At 72.3% G+C, this 26,070-nt stretch carries 19 protein-coding genes; 10 read left to right on the top strand and 9 right to left on the bottom strand.

Annotation, left to right across the window (positions count from 1 at the left end; genetic code table 11):
• Positions 1-231: 231 nt before the first annotated feature.
• Positions 232-2,013 carry a M4 family metallopeptidase gene (locus IEZ11_RS45740; RefSeq protein WP_189269007.1) on the top strand — a complete coding sequence of 594 codons (1,782 nt, stop codon included), beginning with the start codon at positions 232-234 and terminating at the stop codon, positions 2,011-2,013.
• 61 nt (positions 2,014-2,074) lie between these two features.
• On the opposite strand, the gene IEZ11_RS45735 is transcribed toward IEZ11_RS45740, so the two are convergent.
• Positions 2,075-3,229, bottom strand: a complete 1,155-nt coding sequence (locus tag IEZ11_RS45735; protein WP_189269006.1) for an ROK family transcriptional regulator — start codon at positions 3,227-3,229, stop codon at positions 2,075-2,077.
• Positions 3,230-3,530: 301 nt separating this feature from the next.
• A complete protein-coding gene (locus IEZ11_RS45730; protein ID WP_189269005.1) occupies positions 3,531-4,598 on the bottom strand; it encodes an IS110 family RNA-guided transposase in 1,068 nt (355 codons plus the stop codon).
• 190 nt (positions 4,599-4,788) lie between these two features.
• On the opposite strand from IEZ11_RS45730, the gene IEZ11_RS45725 reads away from it, so the two are divergent.
• The 6 genes from IEZ11_RS45725 (at position 4,789) to IEZ11_RS45700 (ending at position 13,265) form a co-directional block, all read left to right on the top strand.
• The gene (locus IEZ11_RS45725; RefSeq protein ID WP_229713764.1) at positions 4,789-5,133 is read left to right on the top strand and encodes a hypothetical protein; all 345 of its coding nucleotides are present in this window, start codon (positions 4,789-4,791) and stop codon (positions 5,131-5,133) included.
• A gap of 92 nt (positions 5,134-5,225) precedes the next feature.
• Positions 5,226-7,412 carry an alpha-galactosidase gene (locus tag IEZ11_RS45720; RefSeq protein ID WP_189269004.1) on the top strand — a complete coding sequence of 729 codons (2,187 nt, stop codon included), beginning with the start codon at positions 5,226-5,228 and terminating at the stop codon, positions 7,410-7,412.
• A gap of 121 nt (positions 7,413-7,533) precedes the next feature.
• Entirely contained in the window at positions 7,534-7,761 is a 228-nt protein-coding gene (locus tag IEZ11_RS45715) for a hypothetical protein (protein WP_189269003.1), read from the top strand.
• Between the two features lie 36 nt (positions 7,762-7,797).
• Positions 7,798-9,594: an alpha-galactosidase D gene (locus IEZ11_RS45710; protein ID WP_189269002.1), complete on the top strand. Its 1,797-nt coding sequence runs from the start codon at positions 7,798-7,800 to the stop codon at positions 9,592-9,594.
• A 102-nt stretch (positions 9,595-9,696) separates the two neighbouring features.
• A complete protein-coding gene (locus IEZ11_RS45705; RefSeq protein WP_189269001.1) occupies positions 9,697-12,036 on the top strand; it encodes a glycosyl hydrolase family 95 catalytic domain-containing protein in 2,340 nt (779 codons plus the stop codon).
• On the top strand, positions 12,033-13,265 hold the full coding sequence (locus IEZ11_RS45700; protein ID WP_189269000.1) for an SGNH/GDSL hydrolase family protein: 1,233 nt from the start codon (positions 12,033-12,035) through the stop codon (positions 13,263-13,265). Before IEZ11_RS45705 ends, IEZ11_RS45700 begins: the two co-directional genes overlap by 4 nt.
• A 19-nt stretch (positions 13,266-13,284) precedes the next feature.
• Here IEZ11_RS45700 and IEZ11_RS45695 read toward each other — a convergent pair whose 3' ends face one another.
• The 4 genes from IEZ11_RS45695 to IEZ11_RS45680 all read right to left on the bottom strand — a co-directional run bounded on the left by IEZ11_RS45695 (position 13,285) and on the right by IEZ11_RS45680 (position 19,775).
• Complete coding sequence (locus tag IEZ11_RS45695) at positions 13,285-16,155, bottom strand: helix-turn-helix transcriptional regulator (protein ID WP_189268999.1); 2,871 nt, start codon at positions 16,153-16,155, stop codon at positions 13,285-13,287.
• Between the two features lie 118 nt (positions 16,156-16,273).
• The gene (locus tag IEZ11_RS45690) at positions 16,274-16,627 is read right to left on the bottom strand and encodes a UBP-type zinc finger domain-containing protein (protein WP_189268998.1); all 354 of its coding nucleotides are present in this window, start codon (positions 16,625-16,627) and stop codon (positions 16,274-16,276) included.
• Positions 16,624-18,102, bottom strand: coding sequence for an ATP-binding protein (locus IEZ11_RS45685; protein ID WP_189268997.1), 1,479 nt, complete (start codon positions 18,100-18,102; stop codon positions 16,624-16,626). Before IEZ11_RS45685 ends, IEZ11_RS45690 begins: the two co-directional genes overlap by 4 nt.
• Positions 18,099-19,775: an NAD(P)/FAD-dependent oxidoreductase gene (locus IEZ11_RS45680; protein WP_189268996.1), complete on the bottom strand. Its 1,677-nt coding sequence runs from the start codon at positions 19,773-19,775 to the stop codon at positions 18,099-18,101. Before IEZ11_RS45680 ends, IEZ11_RS45685 begins: the two co-directional genes overlap by 4 nt.
• A gap of 189 nt (positions 19,776-19,964) precedes the next feature.
• On the opposite strand from IEZ11_RS45680, the gene IEZ11_RS45675 reads away from it, so the two are divergent.
• A complete protein-coding gene (locus IEZ11_RS45675) occupies positions 19,965-20,834 on the top strand; it encodes a universal stress protein (RefSeq protein WP_189268995.1) in 870 nt (289 codons plus the stop codon).
• A 22-nt stretch (positions 20,835-20,856) separates the two neighbouring features.
• Here the strand turns inward: IEZ11_RS45675 and IEZ11_RS45670 are convergent, their stop codons facing one another.
• From IEZ11_RS45670 to IEZ11_RS45660, 3 genes are all read right to left on the bottom strand, one after another.
• Positions 20,857-22,092, bottom strand: coding sequence for a DUF4032 domain-containing protein (locus IEZ11_RS45670; RefSeq protein WP_189268994.1), 1,236 nt, complete (start codon positions 22,090-22,092; stop codon positions 20,857-20,859).
• 10 nt (positions 22,093-22,102) lie between these two features.
• Positions 22,103-22,855, bottom strand: coding sequence for an MBL fold metallo-hydrolase (locus IEZ11_RS45665; protein WP_189268993.1), 753 nt, complete (start codon positions 22,853-22,855; stop codon positions 22,103-22,105).
• An 86-nt stretch (positions 22,856-22,941) separates the two neighbouring features.
• Positions 22,942-23,568 (bottom strand): alpha-ketoglutarate-dependent dioxygenase AlkB, encoded by a 627-nt coding sequence (locus IEZ11_RS45660; RefSeq protein ID WP_189268992.1) that lies wholly within the window; start codon positions 23,566-23,568, stop codon positions 22,942-22,944.
• A 120-nt stretch (positions 23,569-23,688) separates the two neighbouring features.
• Between IEZ11_RS45660 and IEZ11_RS45655 the strand changes: the two genes are divergently transcribed.
• The gene (locus tag IEZ11_RS45655) at positions 23,689-24,345 is read left to right on the top strand and encodes a TetR/AcrR family transcriptional regulator (RefSeq protein ID WP_189268991.1); all 657 of its coding nucleotides are present in this window, start codon (positions 23,689-23,691) and stop codon (positions 24,343-24,345) included.
• A 17-nt stretch (positions 24,346-24,362) separates the two neighbouring features.
• A complete protein-coding gene (locus tag IEZ11_RS45650) occupies positions 24,363-26,036 on the top strand; it encodes an FAD-binding dehydrogenase (protein ID WP_189269032.1) in 1,674 nt (557 codons plus the stop codon).
• Positions 26,037-26,070: the final 34 nt, after the last annotated feature.

Genomic DNA, 26,070 nt, shown 5'->3' with positions numbered 1-26,070 from the left:
CACATCTCCACAGCCGACGCACAGTTGGTCACTCCCTGATCACCGTGCGGTGGGGATTCGCAAAGTATTGCCACGAAAGGCAAGAAAAGCGACGAATTTCGCTTTACATGGACATGACTCGTCCGGAAGGGTTGCGGCCCGGGGCCCGACCAGCCCCCTGGGCGCCCAACAGCGCCCTGCCGCAAGGCGGTTGGTGACCCCGGCCGCCTTCGAACGAAGGAACCCTGATCAGTGCGTAGCGCGCACATACGCAGCGTGGCGGTCGCCGTCGTCGTGACGACAGCCGCCACGGGCCTGGCCGGTACGGCCTTCGCCGGTCCCGCGACGGGGGAACGACAGTCGGCCGCGGCCTCCGCCGTGACGGCCGCGCAGGTGGTGGCGGCGGCCCGGACCGCCGCCTTCGCCCATGCCGCGGCGACCGGTGTCGGCGCGGGCGACGAACTCCAGCCGCAGGACGTGATGATCGACCCCGAAGGGGCCCGCCACGTCCGCTTCGTCCGCACCCACCAGGGGATGCCGGTACTCGGCGGTGACCTCGTGGTCCATCTTTCCCACCGGTTGGCCTACACCGGCGTCACCCGCGCGGCCGACCACACCGTCAGGCCCGCCGCCACCGAGGCGCGGCTGACCGCCCGGCAGGCCGAGGAGAAGGCCGCAGCGGCCGCCGCCGGCGACGCCGGCACCGCCCGGCTCGTGGTGGACGCCCGGGACGGCGCCGCCGCCCTCGCCTACCAGGTGCCGGTCGACGGCGCGAACGGTTCCAGCACGGTCGTCGTCGACGCCCTCACCGGCAAGGTACGCAGCAACACGCCGGACAGCGACCAGTTCCTCTCGCCGAAGCTGCTGGACACCCTGCGCCGCCGCGGCGAGACCCTCGACCCGGCCGCCGGCACCGGCACCCGGACCCAGGCGCTCGCCGGCGCGTCGGTCTCGGCCGCCGCCCACTACCCGGCGACCGCCCACGGCTTTGGCAGGTCCCTCTTCGTGGGCAAGGTCCCGCTCACCACCACGCAGACCGCCCGCAGGAGCTTCCTGCTCAAGGACCCCACCCGCTACGGCACCGAGACCCGGGACGCCAAGGGCAGGGAGACCGAGAGCTTCGGCCAGGGCACCAGGTTCACCAGCACCACCGACAGCTGGGGCAACGGCACCACCACCAGCCGGGGCAGCGCCGCCGCCGACGCCCAGTACGGCATCACCGAGACCCTGGACTTCTACAAGAAGACCTTCGGCCGCAAGGGCATCGCGAACAACTCCAAGCCCGCCCGTGCCATGGTCCACTGGGGCAACAAGGTCGGCAACGCCTTCTGGGACTCGGCCTGCGGCTGCATGCTCTACGGCGACGGGGACGGCGACGAGATCAAGAAGCCGCTGGTCGTCCTCGACGTCACCGGCCACGAGCTGACCCACGGCGTGGTGGACGCCACCGCCAAGCTCGAACCGACGTACGTCGACAGCGACGGCAACCAGTTCGGCGAACCGGGCGCGCTCAACGAGTCGCTGGCCGACATCTTCGGATCCGGCGTGGAGTTCTTCGCCGACAACCCGAAGAACCCGCCGAACTACCTGCTGGGCGAGAAGCTGGGGCTGCGCCAGAAGTTCCTGCGCCGCCTCGACCACCCCTCGCTCGACCGCCTCGAGGGCACCGTCGACTACTGGTCGCCCGAGGTGGCCGACGCCGAGGTGCACGCCGGCTCCGGCGTCTCCTCGCACGCCTTCTACCTGCTCGCCGAGGGCAGCGGCCGCAAGACGATCGGCGCCACCACCTACGACTCGCCGACCTACGACGGGTCCACGGTCACCGGCATCGGCCGCGCCAAGGCCACGGCGATCTTCTACCGCGCCCTGACCCGGTACATGGTCTCCTCGACCGACTTCCACGACGCGCGGACCGCGACGCTGAAGGCGGCCGCGGACCTCTACGGTGCGAGCGGTGTCGAGTACCGCACGGTCGACCAGGCCTGGGCCGCGGTCGATGTCACCGAGGCCGACACGCCGGCCGTCCGCCACTGACGAGAGCGACACGCCGTCGGATCCGGGTGCCCTGCCGGGGGGCTGGGCACCCGGACCGGCGCTACTTCGTGGGAGCGAACACGCGCTGGGCCGCGACCGCCGCGCCACCGCGCGCCCACTCCTCGAACGGCAGCGGACGGACCAGGAGGTCGCAGTCCACCGCGGCACCGAACGCGTGATCCAGGAACGCCTGCCGGATGTGGTCGGCGAACAGGTCGTAGGAGGCCACGCCCTCGCCGGAGATGATGATCCGCTCCGGTCCGATGAGGTTGGCGACACAGGCCAGGGCCAGGCCCACGGCGTGCCCGGCGCGGGCGAACACCGCACGCACGGTGGGATCCCCGGCGTGGGCGAGGCGTACCGCGTCGTCCATGGTCAGCTTCGGGTCCCCGGTCGCCTGCCGGGCCTGCTCGGCGATCGCGTGGGTGGACGCGACCGCCTCGACGCAACCGGTGTTGCCGCAGGTGCAGATCCGTTCGACGCCGCTCACCGGCAGATGCCCGATCTCACCCGCCACGCCGTGCGCACCGGAGACCACCCGGCCGCCGATGGAGAGTCCGGCGCCGATGCCCGCGCCGACCGTGACCAGGGCGAAGATCGACACGCCGACGCCGGCCCCGAACCACTGCTCGGCCACGGTCAGGGCGCGCACGTCGTTCTCGATGACCGTGGGTGTCCCGGTGGCCTCCTCGACCAACTGCGCGAGCGGTACCCGGCGCCAGTCGAGGAAGGGTGAGTACTGGACCGTGCCCAGCCTGCTGTCCACGTCACCCGAGATGGTGACCCCGATGCCGTGCAGGGCGTCCTCGCCCGGCAGGTCCGCGGTCACCCGCAGCCGCTCCACCAGCCGGGCGACGGCCAGCACCACGGAGCCCACGTCCCGCGAGTCCAGCGCCACCCGATGGGAGGCCAGCGGCTTGGCGGTCAGGTCGGCCAGTACACCGATGAGTTCCTCCCCGGTGACCTTCACGCCGGCGAACAGCGCGCGTTCCGGCCGTACCGCGACGAGGGTCGCCGGGCGGCCGTTCGTCCGTTCCGTGCTGGGCCGGCCGCCTTCGGCGATCCAGGCGTCGGCCATCAGCGAGGCGGCGGCCTTGGTGACGGCACCCGGGGTCAGCCCGGTCCGCCGCCCGAGCTCCGCGCGGCTCAGCGGACCGTGCTGGAGCAGGGTCTGGAAGACGAGTGCGGCCGCGGGTGGCTGGTCGGCGAGGGTCATGGGGCGACGTTACCTTTCCATTGGAAAGTAAATCAAGGGTCATACGTCCGGTCTCTTGGCCGGAAAACCGCAGGTCATTCCGTGATGGCTGGCCGAAACCTCTGCGCGACTTCCCCAAAGGTCGGAGTTCTCCGCTCGGTAGACTATGTTTACGTTGGAAGGAAAGTGCGCCTACATTCGCCGCACTCCTCGTCGGGGCGGACGGGACGGTCCGGTACCGGTGAGGAGCGTGGCCCCCACGCGCCCGTTGGTCCCAGCGAACCGTTCCTGGAGACTGAGCGGGAGAAGCTCCTATAGATCGTCAAGCAGCTTTGAAGAGCTGTTCGGCGGTGATGCGATGGCGGGGCAGGTGCCGGTAGACCTCTCGGGCGACGAATCGTTTCAGGCAGCGCATGATGTCTTTCTTGGTCATGCCTTCGGCGGTGCGTCGGGTGACGTACTCCTGGGTGCGCTGGTCGTGGCGCATGCGGACCAGCACGATGGTGTGCAGGGCGCGGTTGGCCTGTCGGTCGCCTCCCCGGTTGAGGCGGTGCCGGTGGGTTCGGCCGGAGGAGGCCGGTAGTGGGGCGGCGCCGCACAGGTGGGCGAAGGATGCTTCTGAGCGCAGGCGTTCGGGGTTGTCGCCGGCGGTGGTCAGCAGCTGGCCCGCGCTCTGGGGGCCGATGCCGGGCAGGGCAATCAGCTGCGGTGCGGCCCGGGTGACCAGCGGTGCGAGGTCCGCGTCCGCTTCGGCTGTCTCCTCTTGCAGCCGCCGGCAGCGGCGGGCGAGTCGCCGCAGCGTCACCCTGACCGCGCAGTCCGGATCCGCGAGGTCGCCCGCGGGCCGCGACCGGTCCAGCGTGTCGATGAGGTCGCCGGTGGCCAGACCGCGCAGCTTCTCGCGGACCACGGCCGGGGCGGTGATGATGAGCGTGCGGATCTGGTTGATGGTCTGGGTGCGGGCCTTGACGGCCGAACTGCGGGCCACCCGCAGGGTGCGGATGGCCTCCACGATCCCGTTACGGGTCTTCGGGATGCCCGAGGCCCGGCCGGACAGCACGGCGGTCGCGGCGGCGTAGGCGTCCACCGGGTCGGACTTGCCGTTGTCTCGCCGAGCCTTGCGGTCGGGGCGGTCGACCTCGATGACGGTGACACCCCGTGCGGTCAGGAAACGGGCGGGCTCGGCCCCGTAGGCGCCTGTGCCCTCGATGCCCACCGCCAGAACCTCGCCATGTGAACGCAGCCGGTCGAGCAGCTGCTCATAGCCGGCGGGACCGGTTGGGAACGGCTCGGTGGCCAGGTGCCGGCCCACGGTGTCGATCACGGCCGCCTGGTGCAGGTCGGTGTGGGTGTCGATCCCGCCGATGACCGCTGTCTCGTCTGCTGCCATGCTGGACGTGCTGTCCTTCCGTGCGACGCGTCAGGGAGGGCACGCGTCGGTCGGGCGAACGGACAAGACAGTGATGGGACCTTTGGCCGGGCTCCTGCAAGGTCACGGACGCCTGACCGGCACGCGCGCGGTGGCACCGCCCGGCAGGCCGACGGTTCTCTTGACAGACAGCCGAAGCGCCAGTGAGTCCTTGAGTCAGGCCTCCGAGCGGTGCCACCGCAATCATCACTGGGTCTCCTACATGGGCAGCGAGGCCTGCCAGTCCAAGGCCTCCCTGACCGGTACCTTCTTCCCGTCGATCCCGGCCGCCATGGACGCCTCGGCCAAGGCACTGGCCAGGACGGGCGTGGACCTGTCCGTCTTCACGGACATGATCAAGGACAAGGTCCTCTGCCCGTCCCCGGTCTACGGCAACGGCGCCGCCCTCCAGGACGCGCTCCAGCCGCTGTTCCAGGCCTACTTCGCCGGCCAGAAGAACGACTCCGTCTTCACGGAGATGCAGAACCAGAGCAAGCAGCTGCTCGCCAAGAAGTGACCCTGCCCCCGCACGACCCCCGTCCGGCCGCCGGACGGGCCCGCGTGAACCGGGCCCGTCCGGCGGGGCCGGGCGATCCGAAAGGACTCTGCATGTCCGACAGCACGGCGCGGATCCACGGCCTGTGCGCGGCGGGCACCGCTCTCGTGGTGGAACTCACCGAACCGGTGCCCAAGATCCTGCACTGGGGTACCGACCTCGGCGACCTGTCGCAGGACGCCCTGGCCGCGCTCGCCCTGACCGGTGAACCCGCCGTGCTCAACAACTCCGTCGACATCCCGCGCCGGTTCACCGTCTGGCCCACCGAGGCCGACGGCTGGTCCGGCACCCCGGCCCACGAGGGCCGTCTCGCCGGTGCCTTCACCGCGCCCCGGCTGAGCCTGACCGGCAGCTCGTACCACCCGGCCGCGGCGGGCGGGGAGTTGTCCCTGCACCTCACCGACCCCGGCGCCGGACTCGACGCCACCGTCACCTACCGGCTGGAGCCCTCGGGCGTGCTCGGGGTGCGGACCGAGCTCACCCGCCGCCCCGACGCCGACTCGGCGCCGTACGACCTGGCGCAGGTCACCACCCTGCTGCCGTTGCCCCGGCGGGCCGCGGAGATCCTCGACTTCACCGGGAAGTGGAGCCGGGAGCGCTCGCCCCAGCGGCGGCCGCTGGGCTTCGGGACCCACAGCCGCGAGGTCCGGCGCGGCAAGCCCGGCCTGGACTCGCCGTACCTCATGGCGGTCGGCGTGCCCGGATTCGGCTTCCGCGCCGGCGAGGTCTGGGCCGTGCACGTGGCCTGGAGCGGCGACCAGCGGTATCTGGCCGAACAGCTGCCGGAGGGCGCGGGCACCCATGCCGGGGTGCTCGGCGGCGGCGAACTCCTGCGGGCGGGTGAGATCCGGCTCGCGCCCGGCGAGTCGTACACCTCCCCGGTCTGCCACTTCGCCTGGTCCGACCAGGGCCTGGACGGTCTCGCCGACCGTTTCCACACCCTGGTGCGGGCCCGCCCCGTCCATCCGCGCGGCCCCCGTCCGGTGATCCTCAACAGCTGGGAGGCGGTCTACTTCGACCACGACCTGGACCGGCTGCTGCGGCTGGCCGACCGGGCCGCCGAGGTCGGCGTCGAACGGTTCGTGCTGGACGACGGCTGGTTCCGGGGCCGTCGGTCGGACGACGCCGGGCTCGGGGACTGGACCGTCGACCCCGTGGTGTGGCCCGAGGGGCTGACCCCGCTGGTCGACCAGGTGCGCGCGCTCGGCATGGAGTTCGGGCTGTGGGTGGAGCCGGAGATGGTCAACCTGGACTCCGACCTGGCCCGCGAGCATCCCGACTGGGTGCTCGGCCCGGCCCGCGGGGTCGGCCCGCCCGCCCGCCACCAGCACGTGCTCGACCTCGCCAACTCCGACGCCTGGCCGTACCTGCTGGACTCGCTGGACGACCTGGTGGAGAAGTACGGCATCGCCTACCTCAAGTGGGACCACAACCGGGAACTCCACGAGAGCGTGCACGGCACCACCGACCGTCCCGTGGCACACGCCCAGGTGGTGGCGCTCTACCGGCTGGTCGACGCCCTGCGGGAGCGGCACCCCGCGCTGGAGATCGAGAGCTGCGCCGCCGGCGGCGGCCGGGTCGACCTGGGCATCCTGGAGCGCACCGACCGGGTCTGGGCCTCGGACTGCAACGACCCGGTGGAACGCCAGGCCATCCAGCGCTGGACCGGGCTGCTGGTGCCCCCCGAACTGGTCGGCACCCATGTGGGCCCGCGCACCAGCCACACCACCGAGCGGGTCGGCGCCGACCCGCTGCGGCTGGCCACGGCGCTGTTCGGGCACGCCGGCATCGAACAGGACCTCACCCGCTGCCCGCCGGAGGAACTCGCCCGCCTCACCGCCTGGACCGCGCTCCACCGCGAGCTGCGCCCGCTGCTGCACGGCGGCCGCACGGTCCGGGCCGACCTCGCCGACGAGTCGACGCTGCTGCACGGGGTCGTGGCGTACGACGGTTCGGCCGCGCTCTACTGCTGGGCCCGGCCCGCGACGTCCCCCGAGGGCCAGTACGGGCGCGTGCGGCTGCCCGGCCTCGCTGCCGAGGCCGCCTACCGGGTACGGGTGCGCACCGAGCTGGGCCTGCCGTCCTTCCACCAGGTGGCGGGGCCCGCCTGGCCGGCCGCGGCCCTCGACGACCGGCTGGTCCTGCCCGGCTCCGTGCTCACGATCGCCGGTCTGCCGCTGCCGAACCTCAACCCCGGGCAGGCCCTGCTGCTGGAACTCCGGAGGGTCATGCCGGTCTGATCCGGCGGCAACGCCCGCGCCCCGTCCGTCATGTGAGGGCTCAACAGCCTCACAGAGAATCTTCAGGTGATTCCTGTTTCTTTTATTGACAGCGGAAAGTAAGGGTCATAGGTTCCCGGCCATGCGCTCGACCACCCGCGGCGAAACGTTTCCGATGTCTACGCCGGCCGCCTCGGATGCCCGCCGGCCGCCGCTCACCGACCGCACCGCGCAGGCCGTCTCCGGAGCCGTGGACCAGGCCGAAGAGATCACACACGGACGAGCCCTGACCGTCGCCTGGCACCTCCGTGACGCGACCACCGCGACCACCGCGATCCACTCCTTCGTCACCTCCACCCCCCAGGGCTGAGCCGCCCACCACCCCCCGACCCAGGAGGTAGGGCCCATGCGGTCACCTTCGTATCCCGTCCTGCCCGCGCGCGGGCTCAGAGCCGTCCTCGTACTGGCACTCACCGCGGCCCTCGCCGCCGCCGCGCCCGCCGCCGAGGCCCGGACGCCCGCCCCGATCGCCGCCAAGCCCTACATGGGCTGGTCCAGTTGGAGCATGCAGTCGTCCAAGTACCCCGGCCTGAACGACCAGGGCGACTACAGCTACCTCACCGAGGCGAACGTCCTCAAGCAGACGGACGCCCTGGCGGGCAAACTGAAGAAGTACGGCTACGACTACGTCAACATCGACGCCGGCTGGTGGATGGACTGGAACTGGAAGCAGGGCTACGACCGGTACGGCCGCCAGCAGGCCGACCCCGCCCGCTTCCCCAGCGGCATGAAGGCCGTCGCCGACCACATCCACGCCAAGGGCCTCAAGGCCGGCATCTACCTCCCGGCCGGCCTGGAGAAGGGCGCGTACGGCGACGGGAGGACGCCGGTCTGGAACGCCGACGGCTGCACCACCGCCGACATCGTCTATCCCGACCTGCGCACCACCAACGGCTGGGACAGCTCGTACAAGATCGACTTCGACCGGCCGTGCGCGCAGAAGTACATAGACTCCCAGGCCCGGTTGATCGCCGGCTGGGGCTACGACTTCCTCAAGCTCGACGGGGTCGGCCCCGGGTCCGGCAAGAGCGGTGACCAGTACGACAACGTTGCCGATGTCGCCGCCTGGCAGAAGGCCATCGCCGCCACCGGCCGCCCGATCCACCTTGAGGTCTCCTGGTCCCTGGACTTCGGGCACGCCGCCGACTGGCGGAAGTACACCAACGGCTGGCGCATCGACACCGACGTCGAGTGCTACTGCAACACCCTGGTCAGCTGGGAGAACTCCGTCGACGACCGCTGGGACGACACCCCGGCCTGGACCGGCCAGGCGGGCCCCGGAGGCTGGAACGACCTCGACTCCCTCGACGTCGGCAACGGCGCGATGGACGGCCTGACCAAGGCCGAACGGCAGAGCTACGCCACGCTCTGGGCCGTCGCCAAGTCGCCCCTGTTCACCGGCGACGACCTCACCGAACTCGACGACTACGGCGTCTCGCTGCTGACCAACCGCGAGGTCATCGGCGTCGACCAGAGCGACAACCCGCCGGCCCGGCCGGTCACCCCGTCCGACCCGCAGCAGGTCTGGGCCGCCAAGAACGCCGACGGGACGTACACGGTCGCCCTGTTCAACCTCGCCGACTCGCCCGCGGCGGTCACCGCCGACTGGACGGCGCTGGGCTTCACCGGCAAGGCGTCGGTGCGGGACCTGTGGAACCACGAGGAACTGGGCGGCTTCCAGAACAAGATCACCGAGGCGCTGCCCGCGCACGGCTCGCGGCTGTTCACCGTGACCCCGAAGGGCAGCGCGCTGACGTCCACCGGGTACGAGGCCGAGGCGAGCGGCAACACGCTGAGCGGCAACGCGTCCGTCGCCGGGTGCGACGCCTGCTCCGGGCAGAAGAAGGTGGGAAACCTGTACCAGGGCGGCAAGCTGACCTTCAACAACGTGGTGGTCGACAAGGCCGGTACGTATCTGGTGAAGGTGGCCTACATCAGCGGTGACTCCCGGTCGGCCGTGATCGCCGCCGACTCCGGGGGCGGAACCGGTCACAAGTTCCCGTCGACCGGGGACTGGGGGACCGTGGCGACGGTCAGCGTGCCGGTGGTGTTGAAGGCCGGTGCCAACACCATCAGCTTCGACAGCGGGTCAGGATACGCGCCGGACGTCGACCGGATCGACGTTCCCAAGTCGCCTCGGTAAGTGCGTGGTCGGGGAGCTGCGGGCCGGTGGGGGCTGGTCGCGCAGTTCCCCGCGCCCCCAAGGGGCGCGTTGTGTCGCCCCATACGTCAAAAGGACACCGTCATGCAGAATCGCCTCGGCAGACGTGGCTTCCTCGCCCTTGCCGCCACCGGAGCCCTCGCCGGGCTTCCCGCCTTCACCGCCTCCGCCGCCCCGTTGCGGTCCTCCGAGCCGCTCGCCGCCGCCCGGCACCGGCTCTGGTGGCAGGCGCCCGCCGACGACGGGTCGATGATCACGCAGGGGCTGCCGGTCGGCAACGGGCGGCTCGGCGCCCTCGCGAGCAACGACTCCGGCCGTGAGCTCCTCCTGATCACCGACGCCACGCTGTGGACCGGCGGGCCCAACGACAGCCTCGACTCCGACGGCCAGTTCCCCTACGGCCGCGCCGACTTCGGCTCGCTCACCCTGCTCGCCCGGCTCCTCGTCGAGATACCCGACCACGATCTGGGCGCCGTCTCCGGCTACCGCCGCACCCTCGACCTCGACAACGGCGTGGTGACCGCGTCCTACGTCCGCTCCGGGGTGACCTACCGGCGCCAGGTGTTCGCCAGCCGGCCCGACGACGTGATCGTGCTGCACTTCGGCCAGGACGGCGGCGGGCGCTACACCGGCACCGTCACCCTGGAGGGCACGCACGGGGAGACCGGCACCGCCGAGTCCTTCGCCGGGTCCTTCGCCAACGGGCTGAAGTACGGCGCCGCCGTCAAGGCGTACGGCAGCGGCGGCAGCGTGCGGGTGAACGGCCCGCACATCACCTTCACCGACTGCCGCGAACTGACCGTCGTGCTCAGCGGCGGCACCGACTACGCACCGGACGCCGCCGCCGACTACCGCGACCCCTCCGTCGACCCCGTGGCGCTCGCCCGCACCAAGGTCAGGGCCGCCGCCCGGCACTCGGCGGACTCGCTGCTGCGCACCCACGCCGCCGACCACCGGGCGCTGTTCGGCCGGTTCGACCTCTCGCTCGGCACCTCGACGCCCGAACAGCGCGAGCTGGACACCTGGGCGCGTATCCGGGCCCGCGCCGACACCGGCGAACCCGATCCCGAACTGGAGGCCGCCTACGCCCAGTTCGGCCGCTACCTGATGATCGCCGGATCGCGCGACAGCCTGCCCATGGGCCTCCAGGGCATCTGGCTGGACGGCAACGACCCGGACTGGATGGGCGATTACCACACCGACATCAACATCCAGATGAACTACTGGATGTCAGACCGGCTCGGCCTGTCCCCGTGCTTCGACGCCTACACCGACTACTGCGTCGACCAGCTCCCGTCCTGGCAGGACACCACCCGGCGGCTCTTCCAGGACTCCCGCAACCGCTACCGCAACTCCAGCGGCGAGGTGGCCGGCTGGACCGTCGCCATCTCCACCAACCCCTACGGCGGAGGCGGCTGGTGGTGGCACCCGGCGGGCAACGCCTGGCTCTGCCAGAACCTCTGGGAGCACTACGAGTTCACCCGGTCCCGCGCCCACCTGGAGAAGATCTACCCCCTGCTCAAGGGCGCCTGCGAGTTCTGGGAGGCGCGACTGCTCACCACCACCCTGGACGACGGCCGGGAGGTGCTGATCGCGGACAGCGACTGGTCACCGGAGCAGGGACCACTGGACGCCAAGGGCATCACCTACGCCCAGGAACAGGTGTGGACGCTGTTCGGGAACTTCCGTACTGCGGCCGCCGAGCTGAAGAGGGATGCTGGATACGCGGGCACCATCGGCACGCTCCGCGACCGCCTCTACCTGCCGGTGGTGAGCCCCAGCACCGGCTGGCTGGAGGAGTGGATGTCCCCGGACAACCTCGGCGAGACCACCCACCGCCACCTCTCGCCCCTGATCAACCTCTTCCCGGGCGACCGGATCCGCCCCGACGGCACCACCCCCGCCGACATCGTCAAGGGCGCCACCGCCCTGCTCACCGCCCGCGGCATGGACAGCTTCGGCTGGGCCAACGCCTGGCGCTCGCTGTGCTGGGCGCGGCTGAAGGACGCCGACAAGGCCTACCAACTCGTCGTCCGCAACCTGCGCCCCTCGGACAACGGCGGCAACGGCACGTCGCCCAACCTCTTCGACATCTACGAGGCCGGGCCGGGCCGGGGTATCTTCCAGATCGACGCCAACTTCGGCACCCCGACCGCGATCCTGGAGATGCTGCTGTACTCCCGCCCCGGCCACCTGGAACTCCTGCCCGCCCTCCCCGACGCCTGGGCCGCCGCCGGCAAGGTCACCGGGGCGGGCGCCCGCGGCGGCTTCGTCGTCGACCTGGCCTGGCGGGACGGCAAGCCCACCGAGGCCCGGATCCGCAGCGTCGGCGGCCGGACCACGACGGTCTGCTACGGCAGGCGGACCCGGACGGTCACGCTGAAGCCCGGCGCGTCCGTCACGCTGAGGGACCTCGCGCGATGACCGGCCGGTTCGCCCGCCTCCTCGGCCTCGCCGCCGTCCTGCTGAGCACCGTCGCCTGCCAGACCGGGCCCGCGCAGGCGGCCCCGGTGTGGATGCCTTCGGCCGGGTCCACCTCCGCCGCCGGACACTCCGTCGTCACCTGGGGAGCCGCCGCCGACCGACTGGGACAGGGCACCGCCGACCGCGGCTACCGGCTGGTCGTGCACACGAGCGCCGCCGGCAGCGGACTGCGGGTGCGCCTGTCCAATGCCTTCGGCGACCGGCCCCTGACCCTGGACAGCGTCTACGCCGGCCTGCAGAGCCAGGGCGCCGCTCTCCGGCCGGGCAGCAACAGGCGGCTGACCTTCCACGGCGCCCGCACGGTCACCGTGCCGGCCGGCGCCACCGCGTGGAGCGACCCGCTGCCCGGCACCCTGCCCGCCGGCAGCAACCTGGTGGTCAGCCTGCACAGCCCCGACGCGGCCGGCCCCGCCACCGGCCACGGCATGGCCATGCAGACGTCCTACACCACCCAGGGCGACCACACCGCCGAGGAGAGCGCCGCCAACTGGACGGACACCACCGGCTCCTGGTGGTACCTGGACTCGGTCTCGGTACGGCCCCCGGACCCGGACACCGGGGCGGTGGTGGCGCTCGGCGACTCCATCACCGACGGCTGGGCCTCCACCAGCGACCTGAACCGCCGCTGGCCCGACTACCTCGCCCGCCGGCTCCAGAAGGCGCACACCGAGGTCAAGGGAGTGGCCGACGAGGGGATATCCGGCAACCAGGTCCTCGCCGACGGCGCCGGACAGGCGGCCGTGCACCGCCTCGACCGGGACGTCCTCAGCCAGCCCGGTGTCCGAACCGTCTTCCTCTTCGAGGGGGTCAACGACATCAAGGCCCACACCGGGGTCACCGCGGCCGACCTGATCGCCGGCTACCGGGAGATCGTCCGGCGGGCGCACGCGGCCGGGAAGTGCGTGGTCGCCTCGACCGTCGGGCCGTACGAGGGCTGGCCGGAGTGGGACCCGGCGGGCGACGCCGTACGCCGGCAGGTCAACCAGTACATCCGCACCGGCGGCGAGTTCGACGGGATCGCCGACTTCGACCGGATCCTGCGCAGCCCCTACGACCAGGCGCGCATGACGCCGTTCCTGGACAGCGGCGACCACATCCACCCCAACGACAAGGGCATGCAGGCCATGGCCGACTCCGTCGACCTGGCGAGCCTCGACTGCGACCGCTGAGCGAGCCACCTGCGTCCGCTCACCCCCGGGCCGTCGGCTCGGGGGTGATCAGGCGTTCCCGGTAGGCGATCGCCACCGCCTCCGTACGGCTCGCCGCACCCAGCTTGGCGAGGATGTTGGAGACATGGACGCTCGCCGTCTTGCCGGTGATGTACAGCTCCTCGCCGATCTGCCGGTTGCTGCGGCCCAGCGCCAGCAGCCGCAGCACCTCCTGCTCGCGTGCGGTCAGCGGCGGGACCGAGGCCTGTGCCGACCGGCGCAGCAACGCGTCCGCGCGCTCCCGCAGCGGCACGGCCCCCAGCGCCACCGCCGTCTCGCGGACCGCCCGCGCCTGCCCCTCGGCCTCCGCGTTCCGGCCGACGGACGCCAGCGCCTCGGCGTACCGCAGCCGCACCCGGGCCGCCTCGTACACGTCCCCGTACCCGAACGCGGCCACCGCCTTCTCCCAGGCCGCCGGGTCCGGCCCGGAACCGGCACGGGACCACTCCGCCTCGGCACGCGCCAGCCAGGCCTGTCCCTCCGGCCCCTGCCCCGCGGCCGCGGTCCGGGCCAGCTCCAGCAGTTCAGCGGCGGCAGCGCGCCGGCGGTCCGCGCCCGCGTCGCCGTGCCGTTCGGTCGCCGCCCCGTCCGCGACCGCCGCCAGCGCGAGCGCCGCGAGCCGGACCGTCACATGCGGCGCCCGCCCCGACTCGTCGGTGAGCGCCGCGACCGCGTCCCGCGCCCGCGCCACGGCCTCCTCCGGATCACCCCGCAACGCGGCCGCGTCGGTCAGCGCGATCCCCCCGACGAACGTGCCCATCCAGTCGAACGGCTCCCCGAGCAGCGCCCTCGCCCGCGCCACGACAGCCGGCTCGCCCCGGGCCAGCGCGATGTACAGGACGGGCCCCTCGGCGAAACCGGGCGCCGGGTCCGCGCGGGCGACCCGCACACACTCGTCCCACTGCCCCAGCGTGTAGAGCACCAGCAGCCGCAGATACCGCATCTCCAGGGCATGGGGCGAGGACAGCAGCCCCGAACGCCGGGCCCGGTCGAGTCCCTCGGTGAGCCACGGCAGGCACTCCCGCAGCTCGCCCGACTCGAAGCAGCCGATCGCCAGGCTGAACAGCGCCCGCATCTCCACCGGCGTGTCCCCGGCCGACCGGGCCAGCTCCCGCGCCTCCCGCAGCCGTTCCCGTCCCTCCCGGGTACGGCGGCCACCGCCTTCGAGGCGGGCCAGGGAGATCAGCAGGTCGGCCCGGGCGGCGGTGGCGCCGATCCGCTCGGCGACCTCCAGGGCCTGCCGCGCGACCCGCAGCGCCGTGGCGTCGTCGCCGATCTGCCGGGCCGCCATGACATGGGTGGCCGCCGCCCACACCCAGGTCCGGGACGGGGGTTCGGCCGGGATCATCGCGAGCGCCTCGCTGCTGTAGGCGAACGCGGCGGCCAGGTTGTCGACGGTCATCAGGTTCCCGGCGAGCGTGTAGCGCACCCGGGCGGCGAGTTCGGGATCGGCGTCCTGGCCGGTGCCGGCCAGCGCGGCCCGGGTCAGGGACACCGCCCGGTGCGCGTCCCCCGAGTGCACGGCCGCCGCCGACGCCCGCAGCGTCAAGGCCACCGGGTCAAGTCCCTCGCCGTCGGGCCTGGCCTCGCACGGCACGGCCGGCCACAGGTCCAGGGCCGTCTCCAGATGCCGCAGCTCCTCCGCCGGGGCACCCATCCGCCGGGCATGGTCCGCGGCCTCCACGGACGCGGTCAGCGCCTCGGGCAGATCGTGGCTCTCCCGGTAGTGGTACGCCCGTTCGGCCGCCGTCCGCGCCCCGCCCCCGCGCGCGGCGAGCAGCCTGGCGTACCTGCCGTGCAGCCGCGACCGCTGCCCGGGCAGCAGATCGCCGTAGACCGCCTCACGGGCGAGGGCATGCCGGAAGGCGTAGGTCTCGCTGTCCCCGGCGACGAGCAGCTGGCGCCCCACGGCCTCCCGCAACGCCGACTCCAGCTCCTCCTCCGGCAGCCCGGCCGCGTCCCGCAGCAGATCGTGACCCACCCGGCGCCCGGCCACCGCGGCCGTCCGCAGCACCTGCTGGGCCGTCTCCGACAACTGCTCGACCCGGATGAGCAGCAGGTCGGCGAGTCCGGTGGGCATCCCGTCCGCGTCGGCGGCGGCCACCAGCTCCTCGGTGTAGAAGGCGTTGCCCTCGGCCCGCTCGACGATGTCCCGCACCGTCGCCTCCGCCAACGGCCGCTCCTCCAGCGCCCGCACCAGCCGCACCACCTCGGCATCGGCCAGCCGCCGCACCTCCAGCCGCTCCACCCCGGGCAGCCGCACCAACTCGGCGAGCAGCGGCCGCAGCGGGTGCCGCCGGTGCAGATCGTCGGCGCGATAGGAGGCCAGCACGGCGAGCCGCCGGGGCAGCACCCCCCGGCTCAGCAGGAACCGCAACAGGTCGCGCGACGACTGGTCGGCCCAGTGCAGGTCTTCGAGGATCAGCAGCAGCGGTGCGGCAGTCGCCAGATCGGCGAACAGCCCGGCGACCCCTTCGAAGAGCCGCAGCCGTGCGTCGGCGCCGCGCGAGGAGTCCGGGGCGGCGCCGAGCAGCCGGTCCACGACGGGATGCGCGGCGAGGACCTGCGCGTACCGTCCGTCGGCGGCCAGTACCCCGAGGATCTCGGTGAACGGCAGGTACGGCAGCCCCACGTCCCCGAGATCGACACAGTGCCCGACGACGACGGTGGCCCCGCCCGCACTCGCCCGGGCAGCGACCTCGTCGAGCAGCCGGGTCTTCCCGACCCCCGCGTCCCCGGCGACCAGCACGGCCTGCCCACTGCCGTGCCGGGCACGCTCCAGCACCGAAGCAAGGCGGCCCAGTTCGTCGTCCCGCCCGATCAGAGGGCTGCCAAAAGATCTCTGCGACACACCCTCATCCTTGCAAGAAACGCGAGGCGAAACCCCGTAGGGGCGCGGGGAACTGCGCGACCAGCCACCGCCGAGCCGCAGCCGCCGACATCACAGAGCCCCACCCCCCCCCAGACCCTCAGCCCCGCAGAACCCGCGCCCAGTCCTCCGGCACCCGCTCCGCAGGACCCGGCACCGACTGGTCCTCCGGATGACTCACCGGCGGCGCCAACTCCGGCCCGGCCTCGAAGAGTTCCTCCGTCTCGAAGTTCCAGAACCACCCCTCGCGGGGCTCGTAGCTGCGGATCACCGGATGCCCGGTCTCGCGGAAGTGCGCCGTCGCGTGCTTCGACGGCGAGTCGTCGCAGCACCCGACGTGCCCGCACTGCGTGCACCGCCGCAGATGGAACCACCAGCCGCCCGCCGCGTCGCACTCCACACACCCGGAACCGCTCGGCGGAACTTCCGGGTCGATCGAGGTGTCGCCACTCATACTGCCTCCACAGATGTCTCGGATTCCTCAGGCGCCTCGGCGGTCAGCGGAAGCAGTACCTGGAACCGGGTGTCGCCGGGCTCCGACTCCACCCGCATGCTGCCGTGATGCTTGTTCACGACGATCCGCCACGAGATGTCCAGACCGAGACCCGTGCCCTGCCCCACGGGCTTGGTCGTGAAGAACGGGTCGAAGATCCGGTCCTTGATCTCCGGCGCGATCCCGCCTCCGGTGTCCCGGAACTCGACCAGCAGCCGCTCGTGGTCGAGCGCGGTCCGCACGGTCAGCGTGCCGTGTCCGCCGCCCTCGCCGCCACCGTCCTTCATCGCGCAGACCGCGTTGTCGATGAGGTTGGTCCACACCTGGTTGAGCTCGGCGGGGTACGCGGGCACCGGGGGGACCGTACGGTCGTACTCCTTGACCACCCGGATGTCCTGCCCGATCTTCCCGGACAGCATCAGCAGCGTGCTGTCGAGGAGTTCGTGCACATCCACCTCCCGGAACGGCGCCCGGTCCAGCTGGCTGTACTGCTTGGCCGCGTCGACGAGGTTCGAGATACGGGCGGTCGAGTCCTCGATCTCGTTCATCAACAGCTCGGTCTCGATGGTGTAGTTGAGCCAGCCGACCGAGTTCGGCAGGATCTCCTCGTCGACCGCGGCGGCGACCTGCTCCAGCCAGTCGACGTCCAGCCCGGCCTGTACGAAGGTCGGCGCGAGCTCCCAGCCGTGGTCGATGCCGTGGTCCTCCAGCCAGTCGGTGAGCGCGTCCTCGCGGTCGGCGGCCTCCAGCGGACTGAGCGTCGACGCCTTGGCGACCCGCTCCGCCGTGCGCTCCTGGATCTCGATCAGGCCCGCCAACTGCTCGCGCGAGTACGGCCCTCCGGCGATCACCGCGAGCTTGTGACGCATCTTCGCCACCCGCTCGCGCAGCGTCGACGTGGCCCGCACGGCCGCCGCGGCCGGGTTGTTGAGCTCATGGGTGAGCCCGGCGGACAACGAGCCGAGCGCCAGCAGCCGTTCACGCTGTCCGATCGCCGCCTGGGTGCTCTTCGAACCCCAGAACAGGCCCTCCAGCAGGTGCACGGCCATCGGGAACCAGTCCTGCATGATGTCCGAGAACGTGTCCGCCGGCAGCACGAAGAACCGCGTCGGCTCCGTCACCCGCATCGAGTTGTTGTAGGCCTGCCGCACCCGGTCCCCGAGGTACGCCTGCATGGCGCCCGCGTACACCCCGGTCTGCGAGGTCCGGGTGACCTCGACATCGTCGCCGGCGACCCGGCGGGAGAGCACCACCGTGCCCTCGATCATCACGTAGAAGCAGGTCGCCGGGTCACCTTCGGCGTAGACCGGTCCGGGCTGGAACAGTTCCACCCGGCCCGCCTTGCAGAGCCGTCCCAGCTGCTCCGGCTCCAGCTTCTCGAACAGGAACAGCGCGCCGACCTCCCGCGGGCTGCACGGCATCAGCTGCCCGCTCATGACTGCTCCAGATACCGATGGACGAGCATCACTGCCATGGCTCCTTCTCCGACGGCCGACGCGACACGCTTGGCGGACTCGGCGCGTGCGTCGCCCGCCACGAACACGCCGGGAATGCTGGTCTCCAGGTGGTACGGCGGCCGGTCCAGCTCCCAGCCCGCCGGTGCCCGTCCGTCGACGGTCAGGTCGGGCCCGGCCAGGATGAACCCGCGTCCGTCGCGCAGCACCGTGTCACCGAGCCAGTCGGTCAGCGGTGCCGCCCCGATGAACACGAACATCCACTGGGCGTCGACCTGTTCCCGGTCCCCGCTCTGCACATGGCGCAGGGTCAGCCGCTCCAGACGCTGGGCGCCGTGCGCGGCGTCCACGACGGTGTGGCTGCGCACGGCGATGTTCGGGGCCTCGTTGATCTGCTGGATCAGGTAGTAGGACATCGACGCCGACAGGTCGGCCGCGCGTACCAGCAGGGTCACCGACTTGGCGAACCGGGACAGGTACATCGCCGCCTGGCCCGCCGAGTTGGCGCCGCCGACGATGTACACGTCCTGGCCCTGGCAGGAGGTCGCCTCGGTGAGCGCGGAGCCGTAGTACACCCCGCAGCCGGTCAGGTCGAAACAGCCGTCGGCCTCCAACTGCCGGTACTGCACGCCGGTCGCCAGGATCACGCTGTGCGCCGCGACCGCCGAGCCGTCCGTGAACCGCACCACCCGCGCGGCCCCGTTGATCTCCAGGCCCATGACCTCGCGGGCGGTCAGGATCTCCGCGCCGAACTTGGCGGCCTGCCGCCGGGCCCGCTCCGTGAGCTGGGCACCCGACACACCGTCCGGGAAACCCAGGTAGTTCTCGATCCGCGAGCTCTGCCCGGCCTGCCCGCCGGTCGCCGACCGCTCCACGAGCACGGTCCGCAGCCCCTCCGACGCCCCGTACACCGCCGCGCCGAGCCCCGCCGGGCCGCCGCCGATCACCACCAGGTCGTAGAAGTCCGCCGTCGGTGTCGTCGCGAGCCCCACGTGCGCGGCCAGCTCCGGGGCCTCCGGCTCCACCAGGGGCGTGCCGTCCGGGGTGACCACCAGCGGCAGCCGCTCCCCGTCGGACCCGGCGGCCGCCAGCAGCCGCTGCCCCTCGGGCTCCTCGACCGAGTACCAGCGGTAGGGCACCTGGTTGCGGGCGAGGAACTCGCGCACCTCCGACGACCGGGCCGACCAGCGGTGCCCGACCACCTTGGTGGCCGGCACCGGCCGGTAGTCGCTGGCCCGCCACGCGTCCAGGAGGTCGTCGAGGACCGGGTAGAGCTTCTCCTCCGGGGGATCCCAGGGCTTGAGCAGATAGTGGTCCAGATCGACGACGTTGATCGCGTCGATCGCCGCGTTGGTGTCCGCGTACGCGGTCAGCAGCACCCGCCGTGCGCCCGGGTACACGTCCAGGGCCTGTTCCAGGAACTCGATGCCGTTCATCTGCGGCATCCGGTAGTCGGCCAGGATCACCGCCACCAGATCGCCGCGCAGCTTCAGCTCCCGCAGCGCCTCCAGCGCCGAGTCCCCGGACTCCGCGCGCACGATCCGGTACGACGCGCCGTAGCGGCGCCGCAGGTCCCGGGCGACGGCACGGGACACCCCGGGGTCGTCGTCCACGGTCATGATGACGGTCCGTGCTGCGTCGGCAGCCTGTGCCATACGTCTCCCACCCCGAGCCGTTGGTTCCGCGGCACGGCCGGCCCCGCGAGGAGCGCGACCGCCGTACCGGTTCCCGCCCATCGTATGTTCGATCGCCCGCCTTTGCTCTTGTACGAGGGTGCACGGCGGGCACCCGTCGGTGCGGAAGACTGATCACTCGGACGCGGGAACCGACGAGGAGGCCGGAGCATGACACGCCCGATCACGGCAGGGGTCGACGGTACGGAGGAGAGCCACGCCGCTCTCGACTGGGCGGCGCGGGAGGCGGTGCGCCGGCGGCTGCCGCTGCGGGTGGTGCACGCCTGGCGCCACGAGGCGCACGAGGCGGCCGGCGGGGACCGGGAGACCCAGCGCGCCTGGGTGTCGGACGGGGTGACCGCGGCGGTGCGGGCCGTCACCGCCCGGTGTCCCGACCTCGCGGTGAGCGTCGACGTGGTCGAGGGCGGCCCGGTCGAGGTGCTCCTGGCGGCGGCCGCCGGCGCCGAGCTGCTGGCGCTGGGCTCGCGCGGGCACGGGAGGGTCGTCGGGTTCCTGCTGGGATCCGTCGGCCAGCAGGTGATCGCCGAGGCCGCCCGGCCCGTGGTCCTGGTGCGCGCCGGGGACCGGCCCGCCGCCGAGGCCGCCGGGCGGGAGGTCGTCGTCGGGCAGCAGGGCGGTGCGCAGGACAGCGCGGCCGCGCTTAAGTTCGCGTTCGAGACGGCGGCGGCCCGGGGCGCTACGGTCCGGGTGGTGCGTGCCTGGACCCTGCCGCCGGTCTTCGCCTACAGCCCGGGTTCGCTGAAACTGCTGGACGAGTCCGGAGGCATGGCGCCCTTCGAGAGGAAGGCGCTGGCCGAGGCGGTACGGCCGCTGCGCGAGCGGTTCCCGGACGTGCCGGTCGCCGAGCAGGTGGAGATGGGCAGCGCCGCGCAGGTGCTGCTGTCAGTGGCGGGACACGCCCAGCTGATGGTCGTCGGGCGGCGCGCTCACCGCACCGCCGTCGGCGCCCGCATCGGGTCGGTCGCGCACGGGGTGCTGCACCACGCCGACTGCCCGGTGGCCGTGGTCCCGCACGACTGACCCGCGCTCCGCGCGCCCCGGTTCACTCCGGGGTGACCGGCTCCAGCGTCTCCCGTGCCCTGGGCAGCACGTTCTCGATGTAGTCCTCGACCGCCTTGTCCAGGCCTATGTCGTGCTGTGCGTGCTCGGACAGGTACCAGCGGTGCTCCAGCAGCTCGTGGTAGATCTCGGCCGGATCCATCGCACCGCGCAGCTCCAGCGGTACGGCACGCACGGTGGGGCGGAAGACGTCCCGCACCCACCGGTGGGCCAGTACCTCGGGGCGGGCGGCGAGCGGATCGCCCGGGGCGTAGTCGTCCTGGGTGGCCATCCAGCTCTCCAGGTCGTTGAGCAGCCGCCGGGCCTGGTTCTCCTCGGCGTCCAGGCCGGTCAGCCGCAGCAGCTGGCGCTGGTGGTGGCCGGCGTCGACGACCTTCGGCACGAAGGTGACCGAGTCGCCGTCCAAGGAGTGCTCGATCTGCATCTCGGCCACGTCGAAACCGAGGTCGTTGAGGCGCCGGATCCGGCGCTCGATGTACTGGTACTTGCCGGCCGGATACACCGAGGTCCGGGTCAGCTCCTCCCACAGCTCGCCGTACCGGGTGCAGATCTCGAACCCGAACTCGATCGGGTCCAGCGACGGGTGCAGCGCCCCCGACGCCTCCAGGTCGAGCAGCTCCCCGCTGATGTTCACCCGGGCCAGGTCGAGGTCGTACTCCCGCTGCCCGTTGCTCAGCTGCGGATGCAGGTCGCCGGTCTCGGCGTCCACCAGGTACGCCGCGTACGCGCCCGCGTCCCGGCGGAACAGGGTGTTGGACAGCGAGCAGTCGCCCCACGCGAACCCGGCCAGGTGCAGGCGCACCAGCAGCACCGCCAGGGCGTCCATGAGGCGGTGCATGGTGGCCGGCCGCATGGTCGTCTCGAACATCGAGCGGTACGGCATCGAGCCGCCCAGGTGCCGGGTGACCAGCACCGACTCCAGCGGGGCGCCCTGCGCGTCGGTACGGCCCGTGATCACGGCGAGCGGGTCGACCGCGGGGATCGTGAGCCGGTCCAGGTCGCGCAGCAGCTCGTACTCGCGCAGCGCCGGGCGCTCCGCGAGCTCCTTCACCGCGATGACCTCGTCGCCGGCGCGGGCGTAGCGCACCACGTGCCGGGAGATGCCGCGGGGGAGCGGCACGAGGTAGTCCTCGGGCCACTCCTCCAGCGGAACGTCCCAGGGGAGTTCGAGCAGGAGCGCGGGGTGCTCCGGGTTGGTGGCGCTGATCTGCAATGCCATGGCCCGAACTTTAGACCGCGCGCTCGCGGGCCTGCTGGGCGGCCGCCTGCACGGATCCCCGGTGCAGCGGCCCGTGCCCGGGCAGCAGGGCGTCGGCGTCGAGTGCCCCGATGAGGTCGAGCGAGGCCACCGCGCGGGCGCGCTCGTGGTGGAACATGTCGGGCAGCAGCTGCGGGCCCTGGATCCGCGAGGTGCGGTGGCCGCTGACCAGGGCGTCCCCGGAGATCACGATGCCGGCGTCGGGCAGGTGGTAGACGGTGTGCCCGTCGGTGTGGCCCGGGGTGTGCACCGGGACCGGCCGGCCCGGGAGGTCGAGAGGGCTGCCCTCGGCGACCGGGAACGCCTCGGGCGCGGTGACCGGGTGCTGCTCGGTGCCGCCGACCCGTATGACGTGCACCAGCCACGGCACCACACCCGGCCGCCAGGCGTTCTTCAGCACGTCGCCCACGGCCACCTGCTGGAGGAAGTCCCGCCGGGCGTGCGGTACTTCGGCCTCGTGCAGATAGACCGGGACGTCGTGGGTGTCGCGCAGGTACTCGGCCGAGCCGAGGTGGTCGTTGTGGGCGTGTGTGATCAGGACGGCCGTGACCGCCTCCGGCGAGCTGCCCACCTCCGCGAGGGAGCCGAGCAGCCCCTCCCGGTCCCCGGGGTAGCCGGTGTCCACCAGCGTGACGGCGTCGCCGTCCTTCAGGATCACCCAGTTGGTGTGGTGTCCGTGCACCAGGTAGGTGCCCTTGCCGACTTCGTGTACCTCAGCCTGCATGATCTCTCCGGCCAGCCCGTTGGTGCAGTTCGAAACCGAGGACAGCCAACCACATGGAGCGGGCGGCCGGTTGGCGAGGGCCCTGGTCAGCGCACCCCGGGTGGCCGGAACTGGATGCTGATCCGCGGTCCGGCGGCCCGGGTGGTCTTCGGTACGCAGTGCTCCCAGGTCCGCTGGCAGGAGCCGCCCATCACGATCAGGTCGCCGTGGCCGAGCGGGCGCCGGACCGAGGGGCCGCCGTGCAGCGGGCGCAGCAGCAGGTCACGGGGCGCGCCCACGGAGAGGATGGCGACCATGGTGTCCTCGCGCGCACCCCGGCCGATCCGGTCGCCGTGCCACGCCACGCTGTCCCGGCCGTCGCGGTAGTGGCAGAGCCCGGCCGTGGCGAACGGCTCGCCGAGCTCGTCCGCGTAGTGCCGGGTGAGCGCCTCGCGGGCCTCGGCGAGGACGGGGTGGGGGAGCGGGTCGGTGGCGTCGTAGAAGGCGAGCAGGCGCGGTACGGCCACGACGTGGTCGTACATCGTGCGGCGCTCGGCGTGCCAGGGCACGTCGGCCGCCAGCTGTTCGAACAGCGTGTCCGCGCCGCTCAGCCAGCCGGGCAGCACGTCGATCCAGGCGCCGGAGCCCAGCACGGTCCGGCCGATGCCGTCGAGGCTGCCGAGCCGCAGCTCGTCGGTCTGGTCGAACAGGGAGCCCTGGAGGTGCGTGGCCATGGCTCCAGCGTACTCCGTAATCGAAAATATGTTCCCTTCGTTTTCCTCCGACGGGCCGTCGGGGCCCTTTCGATACGTTGGTGTATCCGATACATTCGTGTATCGAACGGAGGCCGGTACATGACAGCGAACGGCGACGCGCCCCAGCGCGTGACCCGGCGACGGGGGCAGACCCGTGCCCGGCTGCTCGCCGCCGCCTTCACCGTGTTCGCCGCCAAGGGCTTCGGACGGGTCTCCATCGAGGAGGTGTGCGAGGCCGCCGGGTTCAGCCGGGGCGCCTTCTACTCCAACTTCGCCACCCTCGACGAGCTGTTCTTCGCCCTCTACCGGGAGCGCGCCGACCTCATCGCCCGGCAGGTCGCCGACGCCCTCGCCGGCGACGGACCCGACCTGGACGTACCGGCCTCCGTGGACCGGGTCACCGACGTACTCCTCCTCGACGTGGACTGGCTGCTGGTGAAGACCGACTTCCTGGTGCACGCCGCCCGGGACCCGGGTGTCGCCGGGCTCCTCCTCGACCACCGCACCCGGCTCCGCCAGGCCATCGCCGACCGGCTGCTGCGGGCCCGCGGCCACACCCCGATCCCCGCCGTGCTCGGCGACGTCGACGGCGCCGCGCACGCCGTGGTCGCCGCCTACGACGGGGTCACCGTCCAGCTGCTGCTGGACCGGGACGTGGACCGGGCCCGGGCCTGGCTGGGGCAACTGCTCACCGCGCTGCTGACCGACGGCAGCGCCCACCCCGCACGAACGAACGGCACCACCCACCCCGTATGAGAAGGGCAGAAGTCGCCATGGACGCGGACGTCATCGTCGTCGGAGCCGGCCTCGCCGGCCTGGTCGCGGCGCACGAACTCACCAGCAGGGGCAGGCGCGTCGCCCTGGTCGACCAGGAGAACGCCGCCAACCTCGGCGGCCAGGCGTTCTGGTCCTTCGGCGGGCTCTTCCTCGTCGACTCGCCCGAACAGCGCCGCCTCGGCATCAAGGACTCCCTCGACCTGGCCTGGAACGACTGGCAGGGCAGCGCCCAGTTCGACCGCAAGGACGACGAGGACTCCTGGGCGGTGCGCTGGGCGCGGGCCTATGTCGAGTTCGCGGCCGGGGAGAAGCGGCCCTGGCTGCAGAGCCACGGCATCAGCCTGCTGCCGACCGTCGGCTGGGCCGAGCGCGGCGACCTGCGCGCCGACGGGCACGGAAACTCCGTCCCGCGCTTCCATGTCGCCTGGGGCACCGGCACCGGCGTGGTCGAGCCCTTCGCCCGGTACGCCAAGCAGGCCGCCCGCGACGGACTGCTCACCTTCCACCACCGCCACCAGGTCGACGAACTCGTCATCGAGGACGGCGCGGCGCGCGGCGTACGCGGCACCGTCCTCGCCCCCGACGACTCACCGCGCGGCGTCGCCTCCAACCGCGAGCGCATCGGCGACTTCGAACTCACCGCCCAGGCCGTCGTCGTCACCACCGGCGGCATCGGCGCCAACCACGACATCGTCCGCCGCTACTGGCCCGAGCGCCTCGGCACGCCCCCCGCCGAGATGGTCACCGGCGTCCCCGCCTACGTGGACGGCCGCATGCTCGACATCAGTGCCGAGGCCGGCGTCCGCCTGGTCAACCGCGACCGCATGTGGCACTACACCGAGGGCATCCAGAACTGGAACCCCGTCTGGCCCGGCCACGGCATCCGCATCCTGCCCGGCCCGTCCTCGATCTGGCTGGACGCCCTCGGCCGCCGGCTGCCCGACCCCTGCCTGCCGGGCTACGACACCCTCAGCACCCTCAGGCACCTGCGCACCACCGAGGACATCGCCGGACACGACCACTCCTGGTTCGTCCTCACCCGGAAGATCGTCGAGAAGGAGTTCGCGCTCTCCGGCTCCGAGCAGAACCCCGACATCACCGCCAGGGACCGCAAGGCCGTGCTGCGCGACCGGCTGCTCGGCAAGGGCGCGCCCGGCCCGGTGCAGGCCTTCCTCGACAACGGCGCGGACTTCGTCACCGCGAACTCCCTGGACCAGCTCGTCGAGAAGATGAACGGCCTCACCGACAAGGCGCTCCTGGACGCGGCCGAGGTGCGCCGCCAGATCGTCGCCCGCGACCTGCAGATCAACAACTCCTACAGCAAGGACTCCCAGGTCCAGGGCATCCACAACGCCCGCCGCTACATCGGCGACCGGCTGGGCCGGGTCGCCACCCCGCACCGCATCCTCGACCCGGCCGCCGGACCGCTGATCGGCGTCAAGCTGCACGTCCTCACCCGCAAGACCCTCGGCGGCATCCAGACCGACCTGGACTCCCGTGCCCTCGGCGCCGACGGGCAGCCGATCGGCGGGCTCTACGCGGCCGGCGAGGTGGCCGGCTTCGGCGGCGGCGGAGTGCACGGCTACAACGCGCTGGAGGGCACCTTCCTCGGCGGCTGCCTGTTCTCGGGCCGGGCGGCGGGCCGGGCGGCGGCCGAACAGACAGCCTGACCGGGCAAGGGGGTTCGGCAGCGCCCCGCAAGGG

Origin of the sequence: Streptomyces fuscichromogenes, assembly GCF_014645815.1 — a bacterium.
Classification (GTDB): Bacteria; Actinomycetota; Actinomycetes; order Streptomycetales; family Streptomycetaceae; genus Streptomyces; species Streptomyces fuscichromogenes.
The sequence above is the reverse complement of the archived record's forward strand: the minus strand, read 5'-3'. Positions and strand labels throughout refer to the sequence as shown.